The 13,653-nt window shown below is 62.4% G+C and carries 14 protein-coding genes; 6 read left to right on the top strand and 8 right to left on the bottom strand.

The window, feature by feature from the left end:
* A complete protein-coding gene (locus FJ417_RS16660; RefSeq protein WP_140707819.1) occupies window positions 1–978 on the top strand; it encodes a transketolase C-terminal domain-containing protein in 978 nt (325 codons plus the stop codon).
* A 103-nt stretch (window positions 979–1,081) separates the two neighbouring features.
* Here FJ417_RS16660 and FJ417_RS16655 read toward each other — a convergent pair whose 3' ends face one another.
* The 3 genes from FJ417_RS16655 to FJ417_RS16645 form a co-directional block, all read right to left on the bottom strand.
* Window positions 1,082–1,738: a DsbA family protein gene (locus FJ417_RS16655; RefSeq protein ID WP_140784211.1), complete on the bottom strand. Its 657-nt coding sequence runs from the start codon at window positions 1,736–1,738 to the stop codon at window positions 1,082–1,084.
* Between the two features lie 81 nt (window positions 1,739–1,819).
* Window positions 1,820–2,158, bottom strand: coding sequence for a hypothetical protein (locus FJ417_RS16650; protein WP_140784210.1), 339 nt, complete (start codon window positions 2,156–2,158; stop codon window positions 1,820–1,822).
* Between the two features lie 161 nt (window positions 2,159–2,319).
* Entirely contained in the window at window positions 2,320–2,832 is a 513-nt protein-coding gene (locus FJ417_RS16645) for a flavin reductase family protein (protein WP_140784209.1), read from the bottom strand.
* 180 nt (window positions 2,833–3,012) lie between these two features.
* On the opposite strand from FJ417_RS16645, the gene FJ417_RS16640 reads away from it, so the two are divergent.
* Both FJ417_RS16640 and FJ417_RS16635 read left to right on the top strand, forming a co-directional pair.
* Complete coding sequence (locus tag FJ417_RS16640; RefSeq protein ID WP_140784208.1) at window positions 3,013–4,083, top strand: LysR substrate-binding domain-containing protein; 1,071 nt, start codon at window positions 3,013–3,015, stop codon at window positions 4,081–4,083.
* A gap of 162 nt (window positions 4,084–4,245) precedes the next feature.
* Entirely contained in the window at window positions 4,246–4,917 is a 672-nt protein-coding gene (locus tag FJ417_RS16635) for a TetR/AcrR family transcriptional regulator (protein WP_140707809.1), read from the top strand.
* A 110-nt stretch (window positions 4,918–5,027) separates the two neighbouring features.
* Here FJ417_RS16635 and FJ417_RS16630 read toward each other — a convergent pair whose 3' ends face one another.
* Complete coding sequence (locus FJ417_RS16630) at window positions 5,028–6,344, bottom strand: LLM class flavin-dependent oxidoreductase (RefSeq protein WP_140784207.1); 1,317 nt, start codon at window positions 6,342–6,344, stop codon at window positions 5,028–5,030.
* A 176-nt stretch (window positions 6,345–6,520) separates the two neighbouring features.
* On the opposite strand from FJ417_RS16630, the gene FJ417_RS16625 reads away from it, so the two are divergent.
* The 3 genes from FJ417_RS16625 to FJ417_RS16615 all read left to right on the top strand — a co-directional run bounded on the left by FJ417_RS16625 (window position 6,521) and on the right by FJ417_RS16615 (window position 9,467).
* Window positions 6,521–7,417, top strand: coding sequence for a shikimate dehydrogenase (locus FJ417_RS16625; protein ID WP_140707805.1), 897 nt, complete (start codon window positions 6,521–6,523; stop codon window positions 7,415–7,417).
* A 62-nt stretch (window positions 7,418–7,479) separates the two neighbouring features.
* A complete protein-coding gene (otnK, locus tag FJ417_RS16620) occupies window positions 7,480–8,817 on the top strand; it encodes a 3-oxo-tetronate kinase (protein WP_140784206.1) in 1,338 nt (445 codons plus the stop codon).
* Window positions 8,814–9,467, top strand: coding sequence for a class II aldolase/adducin family protein (locus FJ417_RS16615; protein ID WP_181183230.1), 654 nt, complete (start codon window positions 8,814–8,816; stop codon window positions 9,465–9,467). Before otnK ends, FJ417_RS16615 begins: the two co-directional genes overlap by 4 nt.
* A gap of 51 nt (window positions 9,468–9,518) precedes the next feature.
* Here the strand turns inward: FJ417_RS16615 and FJ417_RS16610 are convergent, their stop codons facing one another.
* The 4 genes from FJ417_RS16610 to FJ417_RS16595 all read right to left on the bottom strand — a co-directional run bounded on the left by FJ417_RS16610 (window position 9,519) and on the right by FJ417_RS16595 (window position 13,536).
* Window positions 9,519–10,637: an ABC transporter ATP-binding protein gene (locus tag FJ417_RS16610; RefSeq protein WP_140784205.1), complete on the bottom strand. Its 1,119-nt coding sequence runs from the start codon at window positions 10,635–10,637 to the stop codon at window positions 9,519–9,521.
* A gap of 10 nt (window positions 10,638–10,647) precedes the next feature.
* Complete coding sequence (locus tag FJ417_RS16605; RefSeq protein ID WP_140784204.1) at window positions 10,648–11,454, bottom strand: ABC transporter permease; 807 nt, start codon at window positions 11,452–11,454, stop codon at window positions 10,648–10,650.
* On the bottom strand, window positions 11,451–12,290 hold the full coding sequence (locus tag FJ417_RS16600; RefSeq protein WP_140784203.1) for an ABC transporter permease: 840 nt from the start codon (window positions 12,288–12,290) through the stop codon (window positions 11,451–11,453). Before FJ417_RS16600 ends, FJ417_RS16605 begins: the two co-directional genes overlap by 4 nt.
* Before the next feature lie 187 nt (window positions 12,291–12,477).
* Complete coding sequence (locus tag FJ417_RS16595; RefSeq protein WP_140784202.1) at window positions 12,478–13,536, bottom strand: ABC transporter substrate-binding protein; 1,059 nt, start codon at window positions 13,534–13,536, stop codon at window positions 12,478–12,480.
* Window positions 13,537–13,653 lie beyond the last annotated feature (117 nt).

Genomic DNA, 13,653 nt, shown 5'->3' with positions numbered 1-13,653 from the left:
ATGAACGGTCCGCTCTCTCCCAATTCCTGGCAATATCGCGGCCTCAACGCCGTCAATCCGGGCCTTGATCACCTGTCCAACGGACTGATCGACCTGGTGAAGGCAGGCCATAACGTCATGGCCGGATCGGCCGACCTTCAATACTCGAACGGCCTGAACCGCTTCGCGGCCGCGTATCCCGACCGCTACGTCTCCTTCGGCATATCGGAGCAGAACATGGTCAGCACCGCCGCGGGCATCGCGACCTGCGGCGTGGTGCCCTTCGTGGCGACCTTTGCTTCCTTCCTGGCCTTGCTTGCCTGCGAGCAGATCAGGATGGACGTTGCCTATTCCGCGCAGCCGGTCCGGCTCGTCGGCCATCACACCGGTATCTCGCTCGGCTTCTACGGCACGTCGCACCATGCCACGGAAGACATCGCCATCATGCGCTCGATCGCCGACATCGCTGTGGTGTCGCCGGCGGACGGTCCGCAGTTGGAAGCGGCGATCCGCGCCTCCGCCGATTACGACAAGCCGATCTACTTTCGCATCGGCCGGGGCCGCGATCCCGTCGTCTATCAAGGCACCCCGACATTCACGTTCGGCAAGGCGCATGAGCATTTCAAGGGCGAGGAACTGACCATCATCGCCTGTGGGATGGCCGTGCACGGCGCGCTCGAGGCCGCCAAGGCAATGAATGCAGGCGGGCGCTCCGTCGGCGTGATCGACATGGCGTGCATCAAGCCTCTCGACCGGGAGGCCATTCTCGATGCGGCATCCCGCTCGAAGAAGATCATGACGGTCGAGGAGCACAATGTCATGGGCGGACTTGGCAGCGCGGTCGCCGAAGTGCTCGCCGACGAGGGAATGGGCGTGAAGCTCAAGCGTCACGGCATCTATGACGAATACAGCCTGATTGCGCCGCCCACCCATCTCTACGCTCATTACAAGCTCGATGCCGCGGGCATTCGCAGCGTCGCCGAAGCGTTCATTGCCTAAGCCATGTGGGCTGGGTTGAGATTTCGCATCCGATCCGTTCGGCCATGAGCACGACGGAGGCCGTCGCGCCAACTGGCCGGCGGCCTCCTGCGAATAGGGCGTGCTACTTGCCGCCCGACGCCTTCTTTCTACGGCGCGCTTCCGCCACTGCTTCCCGCAACTGGGCGTGGCTGAGGCCGCCGAAGACGATGAAGGACTCCACCAGCCAGGACGGTGTGCCTTGCAGGCCGATCGTATCGGCCTGCAGGGCGTTTCGGGCAAGCAGCTTGTCGATGTCGGCCTTATGCGCCGACGCGTCCCTGTTCAGTCTCGACATGTCGATGCCGGCCCTGGTCAACACAGTCGTGACTTCCTTATTCTGCTGGAAGCGTTTGGGCGACGACATCAGCGCGTCGTGCGCGGCCTCGTACTTTCCCTGCCATTTGGCCGCGATCGCCATGCGGGCCGCGTATTCGGAAACCGGACCGAACACCGACCAGTCCTTGTAGACGACACGCACCTTGCGGTCGCTCGCAAGCAGCTTCTTCAGTTCCGGGTGGCTCTTGCGGCAGTAGGGGCAGTTATAGTCCATGAACTCCGCGATCGTGATGTCGGGACTGCTGGCGCCGACGAACGGCATGTCGGGATCGTTGAGGACCTGTTCAGGTGTCAGACCTTCCTGGGCGCGAGCCGGCAGGAAACGCAGGAGCGTCGCGGCTGCCGCCAGGGTGGAGGCGCCGAGCAGGAGACGCCGGCGGCCGATGGGAGTTTCGTTCAGCATGAAATGACCTTTGAGACGGCATCGCCACTCTTCATGGGATGAAAGAAGCGTGCCGGCGGGATCCGCCGACGCGCACCGGATTCAGGCGATGGAGGAAGGCTGGGGCGGTCTCGGTTCCGCCTCGCGGAAGACGGACTTCGTCGCGGGCGGACTCATCACGGGAATGCAATGCCTGGAGGTTTGCGCCTCGCCGCCGGTCGCGTCTTCCGGCAGGCCGATCTGAAGAAAGCAGGACACAGCCGACGTCCGCACTGTGCGGTAGCAGGGCCTGAAGGCCGAACGCTCCATGGTGGCGGCCGATGAAGCGACGACGACGGCGGGCCGCGACGGCGACGAGGCCAACGCCCAGGACGGCCACATGCCGGCGGCGATCGCCACCAGCAGGAAGCCCAATGCAGTCACGGATGCATAAAGTCGCATGGCATCATCCTAGCCCAAGCCTCCCGAAGGTGGGAACGGGTTTCGGGAGACATGCTTTGGACCAGGAAAGGCCTCGGTCGTCCGGCCAGGTTGAGAGCTGGATGCGAACCGTACTTCGCGCCACGAACCAAGGGGAGACGTTGTCTAGGAGAGCATGTCGCTCAGCCGGGCTGCACCGTGTGGAACGATCGCTTGAAATGGATCAGCGGCTCGCCGCCGAAATGCTCCATATCGCGGACATCGCCGATCATGATCTCATGGTCGCCGCTCGAAATGATGCTGTTCACGTCGCAGCTGATGCAGGAAACCGCGCCGTCGATCTTCGGCAAGCCCAGATCGGAAAGCCGATGGCCGACGGAAGCGAATTTGTCGGCGGCCTTGCTGGCGAACAGCATGCAGATGTCGCGCTGATCGCTGTTGAGGAAATTGATGCAGAAGCGCCGCTTCTGTTTCAGCACCGGCAGCGTGTTGGAAGTCTTGTCGACGGAGATCAGGAACTGCATCGGTTCCAGCGAGAGCGCGATGACGGCACTCATGGTCAAGCCGTGCAAGGTCCCGTCGCCGGCCGCCGTCGTGATGACCGCCACGCCGGATGGCCAATGGCTGGACACGGTCTTGAACAGATCGCGGCCGATCGGCACAGCGGCAGGCGGGATGACGACGGGAGCATTCATGTTCGGTGCGTCCTATTATCGCGCTTTTGGTATTGCGAGCATGCCGAAGGGCGGTGACTGAGTAAACGCGCAAAATTCTTGGTATCCCATAACAATTCCTTTTGTCAGCGCTCACCGGAAGAAAGCCCGCGTCGAGAGCTAAGCCGCTGAAATAATTGCAGTGAGCCGCCGATACAGGTTTTGGCGAGGCTGCCGGCCAGGTCTCGAAAATGTACGCATCAAACGGGTAGCCGGCTCAAGCGCCGACTTGCGGATGGCATCCGATTGGCATTAAAATTCGTTATGTCATTGCTGCGCAAAAGCATTCCCTCTCTCGTCTCGCTGATCTCCTTCGAGGCGGCCGCGCGGCTGATGAGCTTCACCAAGGCCGCGGACGAATTGAACATCACGCAGGCGGCCATCAGCCGGCAGATTCGTGAGCTGGAAAACTTTCTCCAGATTCCTCTTTTCGAAAGAGGGCACCGGTCGATCGAGCTCACGCCCGCGGGCGCCATGCTCAATGCATCGCTGCCGGTGCATCTGACGGCGATAGCGTCTCTCGCGGACCGCATAAGGGAACTGCGCGATCCGCAGGCGATCGTCGTCGGCACGACCCATGCTTTCGGCGCCTACTGGCTGGCGCCGCGGCTTGCCGAATTCAGCAGTCTCCATCCCGATGTGGATCTGCGGCTGGCGGTGAATGACGAACTCGTCGACATTTCGAAACAGCGGATCGACATGACGGTCCGTTTCGGCGGAGGCTCATGGTCGTCCATGTCCGCCAGCTTCCTGGTCGGCTGCGAGGTGACACCCGTCTGCCATCCGTCCTATTGGGACAAGCGCAATCGTCCGACCCGCCCGGCCGATCTTTTGGGCGAGAAACTGCTCGACATAGAGGGACGGTCCGTGCAGGGCGGCGGATGGAGCGACTGGTTTCATGCCCATGGCATCGACGCCACGAAAGGCAAGCATCAGATCACGGTCAACAACTTCTCGGTCCTCATGCAGGCGGCGCTGAGCGGCCAGGGCATCGCCCTGGGAGGCAGCCCTCTGATCGACGATCTCTTTGCGAGCGGGGTTCTGGTGCCGGCGCTCGACATCGCCCCCTACAGGGTGCGGGGTTCCGACTATTACGTCGTCGAGCCGGCTGGACAGCTGCGCAAACAGAGTTGCGAAATGTTTTGCACCTGGCTTTACGACAGGATGCGCCGGGATGCGACGATGACGAACAACGAGCATCTTCTGGCGGAAATTCATCCGCCGGCTCTATGAAATCCAATCTATCGAGACGTCTTCACTCATCGAAAACTGCTGCTTCGGCTGCCGCGCGACGAATGGCGAAGACTGGCTTGATTGCTTGAAATCTTTGGTGTCTTGACCTTCAGGCGCGTTTCTTCTTGTGTCGGACTCAAGGCTCCGCAATTCGAGGTGACGATGAGCAACGATGTCGAGGAAAAGGCGGATCGGCAGCCGAAGCGCATTGTCGCTCGGCGCCCTCAGCGCAAACCCGGCCAGTTGCGCTTCCGCAAGCTGCTCGATGCCTTGGACGAGTTGCTTGCAACCAGCAACGTCCAGGATATCGGCCTCTATCAGATCGCTGCCAAGGCGAAGGTACCGAACGCGTCAGTCTATCATTTCTTTCCGAGCACCGAGGCCGCGCTGCTTGCCCTGGCCGAAGTGCATCACAACGCGTTGCTGGAGCTCTCGAAGCTGCCGCTCGAGGTGCGGCCGGCGCGTTGGCAGGACCTGTTCCGGCTGAAGGTGACCAGCGCGGCTCACTACCACAACAACCATCCGGCCGCGTTGCGATTGTTCCTGGGCGCCAACATCAGCCTGGAAGTCAAAACCGCCGACATATCGCAGTTGCACCGCCTCGTTGACGGCAGGTCGCAGCTTCTGTCCTACTATTTTCACATGCCCTCGGTCCCGGATTGGGAACGCCGGCTTGCCACGTACTTTTCGATGATCGACGGGGTCTTTTCGCTGTCATACAGCGAGCATGGCTATATTCGCGACGACTATATCGCGGAAGCGCATCTCGCGGGCGTTGCCTATCTGCGCTGCTATCTTCCGGAAATTCTCATGCCGCGGGAACAGAGCGAATAGCGATTGGGCCGCGAGCAATTTCGGCGGCTTGCCGTCCTGAGCGCACAAAACTTTGGCGGCCCGGCAATCTTGATCGCCGAGCGGCCTGATAAACTGCCGGATCGCCGCGATCAGTTCTGCAGGTTTTCGCGGAAGGTCGCGTACTGGTACTCCTTGCGGAACACCCCGCGACGCTGCAGTTCCGGAACCACTGTCTTGACGAACTGGACATAGGTTCCCGGGCTGACCGACGGGCAGATCATGAAGCCGTCGCAGCATTCCGCTTCGAAGAAATCCTGCAGGTGGTCGGCAATCTGTTTCGGCGTGCCGATGAGCTGCGGGGTCATCTGGCTGGTCGCCCAGGCCTTGCCGGCCTGGCCGAGCGTCAGCCCATCCTTCTTGGTTCCCTGCAGCATCACGTCGAGTATGCCGCGGCAACCTTGCGTCAGCTCCAGGTCCTCCAGCGGCTTGTCGAGGGGCTCCTTCGACATGTCGACGCCGAGGGCGTTGGAGATTTCGGCGACGCCGAGCGTGGGGCTCGCATATTCATTGATGGCCGCGGCGCGTTCCCTGGCGATCGATTCCGTGTCGCCGAGCACGATGTCGACGGCAGGCACGATGGCGCACTCGTTCGGCTTGCGCCCGCTGGCGACGACCCGATCCTTGATATCGCGGTAGAAGGCCTGCATGTGCTCCTTGGAGTTCTGCAGCGTGAAGATGACCTCGGCCCAGCGGCCGGCGAACTCGCGGCCGCGAGGCGAGGAGCCCGCCTGCATGATGACCGGCTTGACCTGCGGCGAGCTCGGCACCGTCAGCGGGCCGCTGGTGCGCACATACTGGCCCTCATAATTGGCGTAGTGAACCTTGTCGGCGTCGGCAAAGATGTTGTTCTCGCGATCGCCGACGAGCGCTCCCGGCTCCCAGCTCTGCCAGAGCTTGTCGCAGGCTTCCAGCACTTCGTCGGCCATGTCGTAGCGCTTGTTCTTGTCCATCAGCGCATCCATGCCGAAATTCTTGGCCTCGCGCTCCATCGCCGAGGTGACCACGTTCCAGCCGGACCGGCCCTTGCTGATATGGTCGAGCGAGGCGAAGGTGCGCGCGATGTGGAAGGGGTGGTAGAACGTCGTCGACATGGTCGAGGCAAGCCCGATGCGCGAGGTGACGCGGGCCATGGCGGCAAGAAGCTGCATCGGGTCCATCATGCATTGCTGACCGCCTTCCTTCAGGTTGGTGCGGTAGCCGCCGGCGTAGGAATCGAACAGCATCAGGAAGTCGACGAAGAACAGCCCGTCGAATTTGCCGTGCTCCAGGACACGGGCGATCTCCTCGTAACGGACAGGATCGAGCATATCCAGGCCGTCGCTTTCCGGGTGCCGCCAGCTGCCGTAGTGATGCCAGGTCGGCCCCGCCAGCACATAGCCTATCAGGTGCATTTGCCGCTTCGACATGGGTGGGAATCCTCCGCGTGGCCGGGACAGTCATGGTATGAGTGAGTGCTAGAATTACAGAGAAACTTATTCATTATCAACAGGCATTCTGGGCGAAACGACGGTGCCGGCGATCGCGGTGGGCGACTGCCGAAGTCTTACCAAAACTGCTTGAATTTCATGAAAAATGGGCGCAAATGCTGCCGATATGGATCTCATTCCGGATTGGCAGCCATAAAGTCATTAGTCGATATTTATCATACTATTTGAACCGAGGACCACGGGAGGGACTTATGGATGCGCGCCGCATAACCGGGCATACGAAAATCATGCTGCTGATGGCGGATCCGGTCTCGCATGTGGTCGGCACGGAAGCCATCACCGCCTTCATGCGCGCCGCCGGCCATGACTTCGTTTGCGTACCTGTTCATGTGGGCGCGCGGGATCTGGCCACCGCCATCCAGGCGCTGCGCGGATTTCAAAACTGCGTCGGATCAGGCGTCACCATCCCGCACAAGATCTCCGTTCTGCCGCTGCTCGACGAACTCACGCCTCGCGCCCGGACGATCGGCAGCGTAAACTACATCCGGCGCGATGCGGATGGAAAGCTGACCGGAGACAATGTCGACGGCAGCGGTTTCGTGCGCGGCGCCACGGAGGCCGGCATTCAGCCTGCAGGACTTCGTGTGCTTCTGCTCGGCGCCGGCGGTGCCGGGCGCAGCCTGGCTTTTGCGTTGGCCGAGGCGGGCGTGGCGGAACTGGTCGTTTCAAACCGCGACCATGCCAGGGCCGTTGGGCTCGTCGATGCGGTTTCCGCCGCCTATCCGGGGGCGTCGGTTCGAACAGGTGAGGCCGACGCCACCGGCTTCGACATGGTCGTCAACGCGACTTCGCTGGGGATGATCGGCAAGGAGGATGGAGATCCCGTGGATTTCGCGACGCTATCCGCGGATATGATCGTTGCCGACATCGTCATGAAGCCGGAAAAGACCAGGCTCCTGCAGGCGGCCGAAGCCAAGGGTTGCCGCTTGCTGGTCGGTCGCCAGATGATGGACGGTCAATTGGCCCTGGCTCGGGCATTTCTGGGTCTTTGACATATGGCGTATACGACCGCCCACGGCTTCAAGCCTGGACGGGACTTCAAGGGAATGAATCAATGACAGAACGAAAGCGTCCGCTGCTGTTCGGCGCGATCGCCGATGACTTGACCGGCGGGTCCGAACTGGCGGCCATGCTGGTGGCGCGGGGCGTGCCGACGAGTTTCGCGACCAGCATCGAGGCGGACATCCCTTCCGCCTCGCTCGCGCATGTGATCGCGCTGAAAACGCGCGTGATACCGGCGCAGGATGCGGTCGATCTCGTTCTGCGGGCAGCGCGGCGGCTACAGTCGGCTGGCTGTGATCAGATTTTTTTCAAATACTGCGCGACCTTCGATTCCACGCCGGCCGGAAACATCGGTCCGTGCGCCGAGGCGCTGGCGGATCTGCTCGACGCGAAAATGGTCCTGTTTTGTCCGGCTCTCTGCGAGACCCAGCGAACGGTGTTTCAGGGCTATATGTTCGGCGGCTCGCAGATCCTGGCGGAGTCTCCCAAGCGGTTCGACCCGCTGACGCCGATGACGGATTCGAACATCGTCCGCGTCCTTGCGGCGCAAAGCCGGAGCCGGGTCGGGCTCGTTGCGCACCCGGTTGTCGATCGCGGCGCGGAGGCCATCGTCAAGCATTGCGAGAATTTGATCGGGGAGGGCGTTCGCTTTGCCGTCGCCGACACGATCTATGAGCGCGATCTGGCTTCGATCGCGGAGGCCGCGGCGCCCATGCCTTTGCTGACCGGGAATGCGTCGGTGGCGGCGCATCTCCCGACGTCATGGCGGCGCGGCGGCAAGCTTGCCAGCCCCGAGGCTGCCGCGTTGCCGGGCGTCGAAGGGCCTGCCGTCGTGCTTGCCGGCAGCGTGGCGCCGCGCACCGCCGAGCAGCTTGCGCATTTCGGCCGGCAGAATGAAGTCGTCACGATCGATCTCGGCCGCGTCATGGAAGGCGAAGATCTGCTTGCTTCGGCTTTGGCGTCGGCCGATCGAGCGATCGGCGCGGGGCAGGCGATTGCCATCGCCACGATGGCGCCGCAGGAGGAAGTCGAACGGCTGCAGGGCAAATATGGACGCGATGTGGTGGCGCGCGCGGCGGAGGATTTCCTCACCGGTCTCGCGCAACGCCTGATCTTTGAACGCGGCGTCCGTCGGCTCGTCATCGCCGGCGGCGAAACTGCTGGCGCCATCGTCCCCAAACTGCCCATCACCCGCTTCATCGTCGGGCCATATCAGGGCCTGGGCACCGGACGCATGGTGGCCGAAATGCCGTTTCCCGTCGCGCTGATGCTGAAGTCCGGCAAGCTCGGCGGGCTGGACGTCTTTTCGGCGGTGCTCGACGAAATGCGCCGGCCCGTAAGGATCGCACCCTATCTCGAACAATGGCCGCCACAGGCGAAAATCCAATGACCGATCAATCAGCAGCCATGCGTCAATCTCTGGTCAATGCCGTGCGCGCCATCGCGTCGAAGGGCTTGAACAGCGGAACCTCGGGGAACGTCAGCCTGCGCTTCGGGGTCGGCGGCATGCTGATAACGCCGACGGGCATCCCGCCCGAAAAGCTCGACCAGGCCGCGATGGTCGAGATGACGCTCGACGGCGGCTGGAACGGCGAGATCCGTCCGTCGAGCGAATGGAACATGCATGCGGCGATCTACAAGGCGTGCCCTCAGGCCCAGGCCGTCGTGCATGCCCATCCGGATCACTGCGTGGCGCTGTCCTGCCTGCGGCAGGGCCTTCCGCCATTCCACTACATGATCGCGTCGTTCGGCGGCGACGATGTTCCATGTTCCGACTACGCGCCGTTCGGCACGGCAGAATTGGCGGAGGTGGTGGTACGGGCGCTGCCGGAACGAAACACCTGCCTGATCGCCAATCACGGCATGATCGCCTACGGGCCGGATCTCGCTACGGCGGTCGCGCGCACCGAAAAGCTGGAGACGCTGGCCAGGCAGTACATGCTTGCCTCGATGCTCGGGCGCCCGGTCATGCTGACGGACGACGAGCTGAGCGTGGTCAAGAACCGGTACAAGACCTACGGCCAGCAGAAACCGAAGTAAAAGCGCAACTGGCCGGAGCCAATTTGCCGTTTAGCCGACGAACGCTTGCGGCTACTCCGCGAGGATGGTCATGTCATCGGCCGACCAGCCGATGTCGACGGCACTTCCGGTTTGGAAGACCTCGGTATTGCCCTGCGGCAGCACGCGCACTTTGAGCGTGGAGCCGGTGCCGTTCAGCTCGATCCGGTAGCGGATGCTGCCCGGCGTGTAGAGGCTCTCGCGCACGATGCCGGTGTAGGTGTTGTCCAGGCCTTGCGCTTTCGGGCCGACGGTAACGCGTTCGGGCCGGATGCAGGCGAAACGGCCGGGACCTGCGTCCTCGTCCGTGCGGATAATTGCCCGGGTGCCATCCTCCAGGACGATCTGGCAAGGCTGACCGGCCTGCTTCCCGGACACCGATTTGACGGGGAAGATCGAAGCTTCGCCGAGGAACTCGGCGACGAAGCGGCTGTTCGGCTGTTCATAGAGCGCGCGCGGGCTGCCGATCTGCGTCATGGCGCCGTCGCGCATGATGGCGATGCGGTCGGCCAGGAATGCCGCTTCCTGCTGGTCATGGGTGACATAGATAACGGTCGCGCCCAATTCCTGCTGGAAGCGTTTGATCTCTTCCTGCATCTCGTCGCGAAGGTTCTTGTCCAGCGCGCCGAGCGGCTCATCCATGAGCAGGATTGACGGATGATAGATCGATGCCCGGGCCAGCGCGATGCGCTGTTGCTGCCCGCCCGAGAGTTCCGACGGCTTGCGCGACGCGAATGCTTCAAGCCGCACCATGGCAAGGCTCTCGCGCACGCGCCTTGCGATCTCGTCCTTCGCCACACCGCGGATCTTCAGCGGATAGGCGACATTCTGGGCGACCGACAGATGCGGAAACAGCGCATAGTTCTGGAACACCATGCCGATGTTGCGCCGGTAGATCGGTTCGGGAACGATGTCGCGCCCGTCGACCACGATCTGCCCTTCGGTCGGGTCGATATAGCCCGCGATCATGCCGAGCAGTGTCGACTTGCCGGAGCCGCTCGGTCCGATGATGGCGAAGAAGTCGCCGGAATCGATCTCGACGGACGTGGGGACGACGGCCTCGAAATTGTTGTAGTGCTTGCAAAGATTTCGAATGGAGACTGCGGCGCCCCCTGCGGCACGGTTCTGACCTGTCGCGGATCGACTTGGCATCTGCAGCATCCTAGTTGTCCTTGCCGAGACGGGGCAACAAAGTTGCCGCGAGAATGAGTAGGCTTGTTACGGCGAGAATGACGCTGGCCGCGGCAGCGATTTCGGGAGTGACCTGGAAGTTGAGCTGTTCCCAAAGAAGCAAAGGCAATGTCCGCGTCGATGGGCTGCTCAGGAAGAGCGCCAGCACCAGTTCGTCGAGCGATGCCGCGAACGCGAAGATGAAACCCGCGATCACGGCCGGCCTGATCATCGGGAAGGTGATCAGCCGGAACGTCTGGAAGGAATTGGCGCCGAGCGTCATCGAGGCGATCTCGATCCGGTTCGAATAGGATGCAAGCGCGCCGCAGACAGTGATGAACGGAAAGGGCAGGCCGATGACGGCATGCGCCAGGATCACAGCCCATAGCGTGCCTTGAAGTCCTAGCCACACGCTGATCGGGAAAAGCCCGATAGCCAGAACGATCTGCGGCAATATCGCGGGCGCGACGGAAAGCGCGCTGACGATGGTGGAGCCAGGCACGCTCGCGCGAACGACCGCCAATGCCGTCGAAATCCCGGCGATCGTCGCCAGTGCCGCGGCCGCCGCTCCGATCATCATGCTGTTCAGGATGGCGGAGCGGTAATCGTCGTTGCCGATGAACTGCTGGTGCCAGCGCAGCGAAAAGTCCGTCGGCGGAAACGACAGGTACGACTTGCTCTGGAAGGATACGGCGACGACGACCAGGATGGGCACCAGGAAACCAATGAGCATGGCCCCGACGAGGCCGTTCAGGAGACGGCTCCAAGCGGCCCAAAGCTTCTTCTCGGAGACGTTCATGCGAACACTCCCGCCTGTGCCTTGCCCTTGCGGCGGGAAGCCAGTTGGCTGAACCGCAGCAGCGCGAAGATGATGATGGTGAGGAGAAGCACAATGATCGCCAGCGCCGAGGCGAGCGGCCAATCCAGCAGCCTGTTGGCCTGTTCGCTGATCAGCATCGAAACCACCGTCAGGTCTCCGCCCAGAAGCGACGGCGTGACAAAGAAACCCAGCGAGGTGACGAAGACGATCGTGCAGCCCACCGCCACGTTGGGCATGGAAAGCGGCAGGGTGACGGCGAGGAACTGGCGCCATGGATTGGCTCCGAGCACCGCCGCCGCGCGCGGAAGGTTGGGGTCTATGGCGCGCAGGCCATTGAGGATTGGCACGACGATGAACGGCACCATGATGTAGGTCATGGCGATCATCAGCCCCAGGCCGTTGTCGATGAAGCGGATCGGATCCTCGATAAGGCCGATGCCGACCAGGATGGAGTTGACCGGGCCCTTGCGGCCGAGAAGGATCATCCAGGCAAAGGAGCGGATCACCGTACTCGCCCAGAAGGGCAGGAAGATCAGGAATATGCCGATGGTGGCCCATCGGCCCCTGAGCCGCGCCAGCACATAGGCTATCGGGTAGCCGATCAGCAGCGAAAAGATCGTCACCATCGCCGCGACATAGAAGGTGTTGTAGAGGACAGTCCTGATGCCCTGGTCGGTCACGACCTTCGCGTATTCCGCCCCGATCCCTTGCTGGCCGCTGAAACTCTCCGTCCCGATCACCGCCATCGGCGCGAGGAAGAAGGGCGTCAGCAGCAAGGCGACGGGAAGGTAGAGCAGGAAGCTGCGGTGCTTCATGACGTCAACATATCCTCACATGCGGATCCGGGCGTGTTGGACGGCGCAACCACTTCAACAGATTGTCAGGCTCTCGCACAAGCGGCGCTGGCGGCGTCGAATTGGCGAGCAGTGTCGAATTGGCACGAAAGACGGGACTGCGCGGGTAACGAGTCGCCCGCGCAGTCCCGTCCCGGGAGGGTCCCGCTTATTTCGTCACGACCCAGGTGTTGAAGCGGTCGTAGATCTTGGTGCCGTTCTCGAGCCAGTAATCGCCATCAATCGCGACCGAAAGCTTACGGTTTTCCGGCGAGCTCGGCATGCGCGCGCGCTCCTCCGGCGATAGGATGTCGAACGCCTTGTCGTTCGTCGGTCCATAGGGGATCAGCTTGGAGAAGGCGGCTTGGACTTCCGGGTCCATGCAATGCGCGATGAACTTCATCGCGGTGTCGCGGTTGCGGCCACCCTTCGGCAGGCTCCAGATGCCGGGCGTGTGCAGCGAGTAGTCGAACGTATAATCGATCGGGCCGCCCTGCTGCTTGACCGGGTCGACACGGCCGTTCCAGCACATGCCGAAATCGGCGTCGCCATTGGCGAGAAGCTGGGCGCTCTGCGCGCCGGACGTCCACCAGGTGATGGACGAACGGATGCCGTCGAGCATGGCGAAGGCGCGGTCGATATCCAGCGGATAGAGCTTGTCCAGAGTCTGGCCGGCGCCCAGCGCCGCCACTTCCATGGTCTGCGCGGCGTTCTTCCAGAGTGTCCTGCGACCCTTGATCTTCGGATCGAAGAATTCCTGCCAGTTCTTCGGGCGGCCGTCCTTGGAATCGGTGTTCCAGCTAAGGACGCAGCCGGCGATGTAGCACGACGTCCAGTATTTGCTGGCGGCGCCAGCGATGAGCCCTTCCTTCGGAACGACGCTGTAGTCGATCTCGTCGAGGAGGCCGGCAACGGCCAGCGGCGCGGCTTCCGAGGAATCCGTATCCGTGACGTCGATGTCGACTGCGCCGGCCTCGACCATCGCCTTCAGGCGGGCGCCTTCCATGTAAGGGGCGCTGATGATCTTGATGCCGGTTTTCTTCTCGAAGGTGTTGAAACATGCGGCCTTGAACGCATCGCCCAGCGCGCCGCCGCCATTGGCGACGGAGAGCGACGTCGGCGCTGCCCGGCCGATCGCCGGCATTGCAAGAAATGATGCCGCGGCGGCCGTACCGGCGCCCAGCTTCAGCACGCTGCGTCTGCTCAGACCATTCTTGGTAGTGTTCATGGATTCCCCTTTGGATTTTTGATTTCCGGTTTCGGTGACGCCGCGTCTTTAGCCGACCGGCCGAGCTCGGAGCCCCCAGGCAAGGCTGGCTTCTCCGACGATCGATCCTGCCATCAG

The organism is Mesorhizobium sp. B3-1-7, from assembly GCF_006439385.1.
Classification (GTDB): Bacteria; Pseudomonadota; Alphaproteobacteria; order Rhizobiales; family Rhizobiaceae; genus Mesorhizobium.
This window is presented reverse-complemented; position numbering and strand designations above follow the sequence as displayed.

What these genes read in the sequence shown, in the direction of transcription:
- FJ417_RS16660 (WP_140707819.1), top strand. Translation starts at nt 1, where the DNA reads ATGAACGGTCCGCTCTCTCCCAATTCCTGGCAATATCGCGGCCTCAAC.
- FJ417_RS16655 (WP_140784211.1), bottom strand. Translation starts at nt 1,738, where the DNA reads ATGCTGAACGAAACTCCCATCGGCCGCCGGCGTCTCCTGCTCGGCGCC.
- FJ417_RS16650 (WP_140784210.1), bottom strand. Translation starts at nt 2,158, where the DNA reads ATGCGACTTTATGCATCCGTGACTGCATTGGGCTTCCTGCTGGTGGCG.
- FJ417_RS16645 (WP_140784209.1), bottom strand. Translation starts at nt 2,832, where the DNA reads ATGAATGCTCCCGTCGTCATCCCGCCTGCCGCTGTGCCGATCGGCCGC.
- FJ417_RS16635 (WP_140707809.1), top strand. Translation starts at nt 4,246, where the DNA reads ATGAGCAACGATGTCGAGGAAAAGGCGGATCGGCAGCCGAAGCGCATT.
- FJ417_RS16630 (WP_140784207.1), bottom strand. Translation starts at nt 6,344, where the DNA reads ATGTCGAAGCGGCAAATGCACCTGATAGGCTATGTGCTGGCGGGGCCG.
- FJ417_RS16625 (WP_140707805.1), top strand. Translation starts at nt 6,521, where the DNA reads ATGCTGCCGATATGGATCTCATTCCGGATTGGCAGCCATAAAGTCATT.
- otnK (WP_140784206.1), top strand. Translation starts at nt 7,480, where the DNA reads ATGACAGAACGAAAGCGTCCGCTGCTGTTCGGCGCGATCGCCGATGAC.
- FJ417_RS16615 (WP_181183230.1), top strand. Translation starts at nt 8,814, where the DNA reads ATGACCGATCAATCAGCAGCCATGCGTCAATCTCTGGTCAATGCCGTG.
- FJ417_RS16610 (WP_140784205.1), bottom strand. Translation starts at nt 10,637, where the DNA reads ATGCCAAGTCGATCCGCGACAGGTCAGAACCGTGCCGCAGGGGGCGCC.
- FJ417_RS16605 (WP_140784204.1), bottom strand. Translation starts at nt 11,454, where the DNA reads ATGAACGTCTCCGAGAAGAAGCTTTGGGCCGCTTGGAGCCGTCTCCTG.
- FJ417_RS16600 (WP_140784203.1), bottom strand. Translation starts at nt 12,290, where the DNA reads ATGAAGCACCGCAGCTTCCTGCTCTACCTTCCCGTCGCCTTGCTGCTG.
- FJ417_RS16595 (WP_140784202.1), bottom strand. Translation starts at nt 13,536, where the DNA reads ATGAACACTACCAAGAATGGTCTGAGCAGACGCAGCGTGCTGAAGCTG.